At 45.8% G+C, this 7,202-nt stretch carries 8 protein-coding genes; 6 read left to right on the top strand and 2 right to left on the bottom strand.

The window, feature by feature from the left end:
* Nucleotides 1–333: 333 nt before the first annotated feature.
* The 5 genes from Q4491_RS11220 (at nt 334) to Q4491_RS11200 (ending at nt 3,709) form a co-directional block, all read left to right on the top strand.
* Nucleotides 334–711, top strand: a complete 378-nt coding sequence (locus tag Q4491_RS11220) for a hypothetical protein (RefSeq protein ID WP_192013832.1) — start codon at nt 334–336, stop codon at nt 709–711.
* A 91-nt stretch (nt 712–802) separates the two neighbouring features.
* Nucleotides 803–1,180, top strand: coding sequence for a GFA family protein (locus tag Q4491_RS11215; RefSeq protein WP_192013830.1), 378 nt, complete (start codon nt 803–805; stop codon nt 1,178–1,180).
* A gap of 349 nt (nt 1,181–1,529) precedes the next feature.
* Complete coding sequence (locus Q4491_RS11210; RefSeq protein ID WP_303457552.1) at nt 1,530–2,030, top strand: DUF2867 domain-containing protein; 501 nt, start codon at nt 1,530–1,532, stop codon at nt 2,028–2,030.
* Between the two features lie 156 nt (nt 2,031–2,186).
* A complete protein-coding gene (locus Q4491_RS11205; protein WP_303457550.1) occupies nt 2,187–3,008 on the top strand; it encodes an NAD-dependent epimerase/dehydratase family protein in 822 nt (273 codons plus the stop codon).
* Between the two features lie 299 nt (nt 3,009–3,307).
* Nucleotides 3,308–3,709 carry a PaaI family thioesterase gene (locus Q4491_RS11200; protein WP_303457567.1) on the top strand — a complete coding sequence of 134 codons (402 nt, stop codon included), beginning with the start codon at nt 3,308–3,310 and terminating at the stop codon, nt 3,707–3,709.
* A gap of 28 nt (nt 3,710–3,737) precedes the next feature.
* On the opposite strand, the gene Q4491_RS11195 is transcribed toward Q4491_RS11200, so the two are convergent.
* Nucleotides 3,738–4,646, bottom strand: a complete 909-nt coding sequence (locus Q4491_RS11195; protein WP_303457549.1) for a LysR family transcriptional regulator — start codon at nt 4,644–4,646, stop codon at nt 3,738–3,740.
* A 95-nt stretch (nt 4,647–4,741) separates the two neighbouring features.
* On the opposite strand from Q4491_RS11195, the gene Q4491_RS11190 reads away from it, so the two are divergent.
* Complete coding sequence (locus Q4491_RS11190) at nt 4,742–5,629, top strand: NmrA family NAD(P)-binding protein (RefSeq protein ID WP_218385673.1); 888 nt, start codon at nt 4,742–4,744, stop codon at nt 5,627–5,629.
* Between the two features lie 149 nt (nt 5,630–5,778).
* Here the strand turns inward: Q4491_RS11190 and Q4491_RS11185 are convergent, their stop codons facing one another.
* On the bottom strand, nt 5,779–7,197 hold the full coding sequence (locus Q4491_RS11185; RefSeq protein ID WP_303457544.1) for a hypothetical protein: 1,419 nt from the start codon (nt 7,195–7,197) through the stop codon (nt 5,779–5,781).
* Nucleotides 7,198–7,202 lie beyond the last annotated feature (5 nt).

Raw genomic sequence — 7,202 nt, 5'->3', positions numbered from 1 at the left:
GGTCTGACGCCAAATGAGTCAGAACGGTTATTCTGGAATGACTCTAAAACTGTGGCCAGTTTTACTTGACCACTACAGCGGTGCTGAGAAAAACACCGAACTCAAGCGCGACATATGATCAGCAAAAATTGATGTTCTTTTAAAGTGGTTCGTGGATCAACACCTTGCATCGGTGATCCCCACAGTGGATACTTAAAACTATGTTTAGCTAAATCAATGCCATAAATAGGATGTGACATGGTGGTCTATTTTGATTAGGTCATCAGACTTACCTACTGTGGCAGAGCCTAATGAGGGGGAGTTCATGTCATTCGTTATGCAGCAAGGAGAATTATGAGACAACAGTATCATTTTCGAAGCTCTGATGAAGGGCTGCTATCGTGGGATGTTTTCCGGCTAATTGAACTAGCTAAAGGTTTGCCAATTATCGAAATCTCGCTAGCTGACATCAGAGAGTTAGATGAAGAATTCTGGTTCGAGCTAGGTGGTACAAAACCAACGTGTAGAAACATTATAGAGCACACGAAACTCATCCAAAAAGCTGATTTATCATACCCAATTATCCTGTGTAATAAAGGTAGGGTAATGGATGGTATGCACAGAGTGTGTAAAGCTATGTTACTTGGTCACGATACAATCCGAGCAGTAAGATTCCCTCAATATTTAGCTCCCGATCATGTTGGTATTGAAGCTGATGAGTTACCGTATTAGGAAACCGCATAATAAATAAGGATAAGTGTTGCGCTGTCGACACTTTATCCAGATGTTGAATAAGCCCCTGAGCTAGCAAGGAAGCACTAATATGAAAATTAACAAGGTACATAAAGCAAAATGTCACTGTGGTACAGTTGAGCTTGAGCTTACATTACCAAACGGTTTAGAAGATCCCCGTCGCTGTTCATGTTCTATGTGCAGAAAGCGTGGGGCAATTGCAGCTTCAGTTCTACTAGAAAACCTAAAAATTGTTAAAGGTGAAGATAATTTAACTCTCTATCAATTTAACACCATGACAGCAAAACACTTTTTTTGTAAAACTTGTGGTATATACACTCACCACCAAAGGCGTTCTAACCCGCACCAATATGCAATTAATGTTGCGTGCCTAGAGGGTGTTAACCCGTATGAGTTAGAGCCAGTAAAGATCTACGATGGTATCCACCACCCAAAAGATGCCAATTAATTTTTAGGCGCATAAATTGAGACGTGTTATAGATAACCTAAAGGCATTTCTGGTTACGCTTTGCGCCAGCAAAGAGTAACTGGCGTGCATCCAGCGGTGCTGAGAAAAACACCGAACTCAAGTGCGACATATGATCAGCAAGAATTGATGTTCTTTTGAAGTGGTTCGTGGATCAACACCTTGCATCGGTGATCTTCTGCGTGGATACTGCAACTGGTTTGGCATAATCAATGCCATAGACAGATAGTGAAATGGTGGTGTCTAGTGATGTTGTGTTCAGTCTTTCCAAGTGTGGCTGGGCCTGATGAGCGGAACTTCATGGCATTCGTTATGCCTTTGGGAGAAATACATGACAATTCCAAAACATTCTAAGTTGTTTGATTATGCGAAAGGGGCTTATTTCTCTGATAGCTTTTCACGCGAAATTCCCAACAATAATCAGACCGCACTTGATGTTTATCTTGAAATAGCGAAACAAACGCCAGCGTGGGTTTCTTTCTTAATGGCAATGAGAAATCGCATTGTATCAATGTTTGGATTAAAACATTTAGGCCGACTTCAGGATGCGGGTTCTGAGAAAAACATGGCAAGCATCATAGTTGGTGAGCGAATTGGCATTTTTACATTACAGAGTAACAGTGATACCGAAATAGTCTTAGAGGACAGTGATAGACACCTTGATGTAAGAGTGTCGTTTCTATTGGACGTAGAAGGTGACAAAGTCAGGGTTCACGCAACAACGGTAGTACATGTACATAATTTTTTTGGCAAAGTGTACATGTTTTTTGTTGCTCCAATTCACAAGCTGATTGTCCCGAGTTCATTGAAAACGTTGGCACAGGCATATTAAAGCGTCAAGAGGGATTCATGCCTCGTCGCAGTTTGGTATGCGGTGACTTTTTGATGAAAGTGGTCTGCGGAATTTTGGTTTCAGCGGTATCCACCCCCGAATGTGGCTACAGAATGCATGTCACGTGTTATGTGTAATATTGAGTTCAGAGGAAGAATGAAGATACTCATTGCTGGGGCTAATGGTTACATTGGTCATCACGTAACGAATCTATTTCGTGAACATCGTTTTGAAGTATTCGTATATAGCAGAGACAAGGCAGGTGTTCCCAAGACAGGAATAATCGGCCCCGATAGTTCTGATTTTACAGGTTCCTTTGATGTGGTTATTAATTGTGCTCGCCCGCATTGGTCTGAATATTCACCTGACGAAATCGCTGTTATTGAACAAGGACTACTAGAACATCTCGATAAATTTGCTACTGAGGGTGCGATAAAAATCCATACATCAGGTGTTTGGCTCTTTGGTAAGTCGTCACCTGAAGATTTGCAAAACTTCATTCTAAAGCCCTTGGAAGCAGTTAAGCCCGATGTATACACAATACAGCTAGCGTTGAGGAAAAACTGGAATATTGTTTATTGCCCTAGCTTGGTTTATGGCGGGGAAAACTGTCAGCTGAAACGAATTGTTGAGTCTCTGTCTGATCACACAATAAATGTGGCAGTACCCTCAGTAGGTTTTAACCAATATATTCATGTTGTTGACATTGCGAGATACTATTTGTTATTGGTGCAAGAGGGATTCTTCCAGAAACAGCACTTTATTGCTGAGCCCAAAGGATTTAGCCCAAAGGCATTTTCTCAACTTTTATTGAGTCATACTATTGTTCAAAAGGTGACCGAAATATGCTGGGATGAGTTCGAGTCCATCAATGGTCCGGAGGCGACAGAAGTTGAAAAACTTAATCTTGTCCTTCCTGTTAGCTCAAGGTTCAAACCGACTCAGTTAGTTGAAAGATATATAAAAAATTACACATGACAGATCAGGATAAATGTCTTCCAGCCGACACTTTATCCGGGGGGGAAAAGCCCGAAGCGCATGATTATAGAAAAAGCTTAGCCAGTTCCTGGCCTAATCATGAGAGGTTCCACAGGCTTCTATTGAGTGTGTCACCAGACGATAGTCCTAACCTTAAAGCTTTTGCTCCAGAAGGGCATTCCTATATCTCCAAAAGACCTAAATGGTGGAAAGTAGAGGTAGACGCCTAACAAACGCATGCGCGGCGGGTTGAGCATGAGATTTCCGGAATATCGGTAAGGAGATAAAAATTGAGCAATATGTTAGAGAAAGGGAAAGAGATCCTGGCACAGCAGTCTTTCAGTTTGCTTTTGGGGACAAAGCTGGACGTTTTTGAGGCCGGCACTGCTGAATTGAGCCTTGAGATGAGAGATGATCTCAAGCAAAACAATGGTTTTGCACATGGTGGTGTCGTTAGCTATTTGGCTGATAACTGTATTACCTTTGCTGGAGCATCAGTACTGGGAAGCTGTGTCACTTCAGAATATAAAGTGAACTATGTCAGGCCAGCGATCGGAGACAGATTGATTGCCAGGTCAACAGTTTTATACTCTGGAAAGCGCCAAGCTACCTGTGAGTGCAAGGTATACGCCAAAACAGATAACGAAGAAAAACTGGTTGCGGTTTCTCTTGGAACAATCAACAAGATTGATGCTAGTTAACCAAGCTAAACACAATGACGGCTTTTGTTCACAGTTTCCGGGCGATTTCTACAATCAGGTTGCGAAGCCATATGTGGGCAGGATCATCATGTTGCCTTTCATGCCAGATAATTGATGGGGTGAATGACGGTATTTCTACCGGGAGTTCAAGTACTTCTATAGCAACCGACTTGGCAAGTCGATGGGCCAATCTTCGCGGAATGCACAGAATCAAGTCACTTTCGGCCACAATCATGGGAGCAACCAAGAAGTGAGGGGTTCGTACCGCAATTCTTCTGGTGAGCCCGCGTTGCGCTAGCGCTTCATCCACGGCACTCCTTCCCTGGCCGGTAATAATCACCGAAAGATGCGACAACGAGACAAATTTCTCGAGTGTCAGCTCTTCGCCGATAATCGGATGATCTTGGCGTACCACACAGACAAAATCTTCATCATAGAGTCGCCTGCTGTAAAACCTTGCAGGAAGCCCTTCGAAAGAGCCAATTGCCAGATCGGCGCTACCCTGAGCAATCAAATCAACGTTGTCGCCGGCTGTTGCTGGCATAACGAGATCAATCCCGGGTGCCAACGAGGCAAGTTTAGCGACCAGCTCAGGCATTAGTAAGAGGGCTAAATGATCTGCGGTGGCAACAGTAAATTGCCCTGATGCGGTGCTTGGATGAAACTCCGACGGTGCGACGATTGCGCGAGCATCATCCAATAACTTGGTCACCGGTGCCGATAATGCGAGTGCTCTTTGTGTAAACTCCCATCCGTTGGTTGTTCGAACTAAAATCCGATCGTTCAATAATCGGCGTAAGCGTGCTAAACCTCGACTTGCCGCAGGCTGGCTCAGCCCTAACCGTGCGCCCGCACCTGTCACACTGCCTTCTTTCAGTAAGGCGTCAAACAACTTGAGAAGATTGAGATCGACCCCACCGATATCCACTTTTTGCATTCTCGATATAACCTTCATGCATTTTTAATATGTTGAAGAGCAGTATAGCATTCCTCACATCGAATCCATTATGGTTCTGAACGAGGAGAGGATTGATGAGCACTAACGAATTGTATGTTGTAACAGGCGCTACAGGCCGCACAGGATCTGCTGTCGCAAAAACATTACTCGATGCCGGAAAACGTGTGCGGGTGGTGGTGCGAGATGAGCCAGCGGGGGATGTGTGGACGACACTTGGGGCGGAAGTCGCTGTGGCTGATTTCTCAGATGGCTTTGCCCTTTGCAGGGCCTTTTCTGGTGCGGACGGTGCGTACATCGTCAGCCCTCCTCAGTATTCGTCCGAGGATCTATTTTCACAGGCTAGAGAGATGGCTCACACCATTGCAGCGGCAGCAAAAGAGGCGAAGTTAGCCAAGATTGTTGCTCTCTCATCAATCGGTGCTGAACAAGCCGGGGGAACCGGCTGGATCGCCATGAATCGTATGCTTGAGGCTTGTATCATCGACACAGGATTGCCTGTAGTATTCCTTCGCGCAGCTTACTTTATGGAAAACTGGAGGCCGCTTGTTAAGATGGCTATACTCCAGCGCCAATTACCCAGTTTTCTTTCGCCGTTGAATCAAAAGTTCCCGATGATCGCAACACCAGATATTGGCCGCATCGCGGCTGAAGTTCTTTGTGAAGACTGGCGCGGCGTACGAATCATTGACCTGGAAGGTCCCGATAGGTATTCCCCGAATGATGTCGCGGAGCTCGTATCCCTTAAACTTGGAGAAGCGATACAGCCTTTCTCAATACCGGAATCAGACTGGGCACAGTCAATAGCTGGCCAAGGATTTTCATCAGCAGCCATCGCCGGGTTTATTGAAATGACTCAGGGTCTTAACTCTGGTCATATCGCCTTTCATGACAGATTGAGCATTGAGCGCCGCCTTGGGACGGTTAAGCTTGATATTATGATTGATGCGCTGGCCGCGGGGTAATCTCCTAGCGTCCTGCTGTGGCAGAGCATAACTTCCAGACGATCGGGCACAGCGTTCATGCCCGATCTCACTCGTTCTGAAGACAGGCGGGCACTCCTTATTGCAGGCGACATGGACTCTCACTCAGAAGCCTTAAGCAACCGCTGCATTCACAGTTTGCGCGAGTTGAGCTTTTCTTGGTTTATGAAATCTACGATTGTGCTTATCTGTGTTGGTTCAATGCCATGCGTTGCTTTAATGTTTAACCGGTCGGTAAAGACAAGGTTGTACAAATACCGATAGACGGCTTGCCACTGGTGGAGGCGCTTCAGGCTAATACGTCTGGCGTATTCAGGGGTGAGCCAGTGGTTAAACCCATGCCAGAAATACTGATTCCAGTCAGGATGTGAAGGCAATATTTGGCGAATTTTGCTGTGTTCATTGGTTAGTACGCCGATACCAGCCTGCCAGTTACCATGTTTGTTTTCAATTGACAGGCGATACCATTTCTCATTCCACCAGCTCATATTCTTGCTGATTACTGGTGGCATCAATGTGTCAATTTTCTGGGTTAAATGGCAATAATAGAGATCGGTCTGGCCTTTGCCTATTTCGTGGCTAAAAGCCGTAATAGAAGCACCGCGCAAGAAGCTTTCATGCTCAAGAATAATCGCGGATGGCGGTACGCAATGTGTCATCCTGTACAGGTTTTGGAAGTGAGCATGGGCGGCGTAGACAGGACGCAATAACTGTGCTTCTTTTGATTTAGCATGACGCTGGAGGCTGTACGCTAGTTTATCGAACTGGCTGCGGGCTAAAATCTTGCTGTAAGTGTGCTCGGCTTTATTCAGCACATCGATATTACTATCTAAATCAGGCTCGACGTGATCGAGGTGATAGAGACTCTGTGCCAGCACTGCTGAGGTGAGCGAAACGTCGTCATATAAAGCGTTGTCATTGAATAACAACAGATAGCCGGATTGGGAATCTGCACTCGAAAGTGTCCAAAGACGGGTTTCATATTGTTTGTTATTACCGTGCTGTAAACCAGAGCGACAGACTTGTCGCGTCGTGCGGGTTTGGATCAAAGCGAAGTCGATTTCTTTTTCCCAGCCACGGCTTACTTGTGTGAGTAGCTGGGCGAGGAGAGGCAGACGTGTTGCGAACTCTTTTCCGCTCAGATGGCATGCTTTTTGGATTGCTCCGGGACGGACCCGGTGGGTCAGGGCATCCATAATTGGCTGAAGTCTGTTCGCTAGCTTTCTGGCATTGAGTAAGGTCACCACTTGGTGACATTGCGTGCATTGTACGCGTTGACTGCCGCTTGCGGTAAAACCATAACGCTGAAATGTTGGCTGCCGACACGCGCAGTGACGAAAGAGGAAGTTATCACACTGGCGGGTGCGAATTTGCTCCGCCAGTGCAAGGATAGGTTGATTCAATAATACGGGTGGGTAAGCACCGCATTCAGAGCAATACCAAGCATCGTAACCGAGCCTGTCTGAGCGCGAGTAGAGTGACTGTTCGGGGTTGCCGCAATTTGGGCAACCATAAGTCTTGCAGCCATTGTAATTTTCTCTGAAAGGCACTGCTG

The sequence above is a fragment of the Photobacterium sp. 2_MG-2023 genome (assembly GCF_030547675.1).
GTDB lineage: Bacteria > Pseudomonadota > Gammaproteobacteria > Enterobacterales > Vibrionaceae > Photobacterium > Photobacterium arenosum.
The sequence above is the reverse complement of the archived record's forward strand: the minus strand, read 5'-3'. Positions and strand labels throughout refer to the sequence as shown.

Excerpts from the sequence above, each read along its gene's own strand:
- Q4491_RS11190 (WP_218385673.1), top strand. The coding sequence starts at position 4,742 with ATGAGCACTAACGAATTGTATGTTGTAACAGGCGCTACAGGCCGCACA.
- Q4491_RS11210 (WP_303457552.1), top strand. The coding sequence starts at position 1,530 with ATGACAATTCCAAAACATTCTAAGTTGTTTGATTATGCGAAAGGGGCT.
- Q4491_RS11220 (WP_192013832.1), top strand. The coding sequence starts at position 334 with ATGAGACAACAGTATCATTTTCGAAGCTCTGATGAAGGGCTGCTATCG.
- Q4491_RS11195 (WP_303457549.1), bottom strand. The coding sequence starts at position 4,646 with ATGCAAAAAGTGGATATCGGTGGGGTCGATCTCAATCTTCTCAAGTTG.
- Q4491_RS11215 (WP_192013830.1), top strand. The coding sequence starts at position 803 with ATGAAAATTAACAAGGTACATAAAGCAAAATGTCACTGTGGTACAGTT.
- Q4491_RS11200 (WP_303457567.1), top strand. The coding sequence starts at position 3,308 with ATGTTAGAGAAAGGGAAAGAGATCCTGGCACAGCAGTCTTTCAGTTTG.
- Q4491_RS11205 (WP_303457550.1), top strand. The coding sequence starts at position 2,187 with ATGAAGATACTCATTGCTGGGGCTAATGGTTACATTGGTCATCACGTA.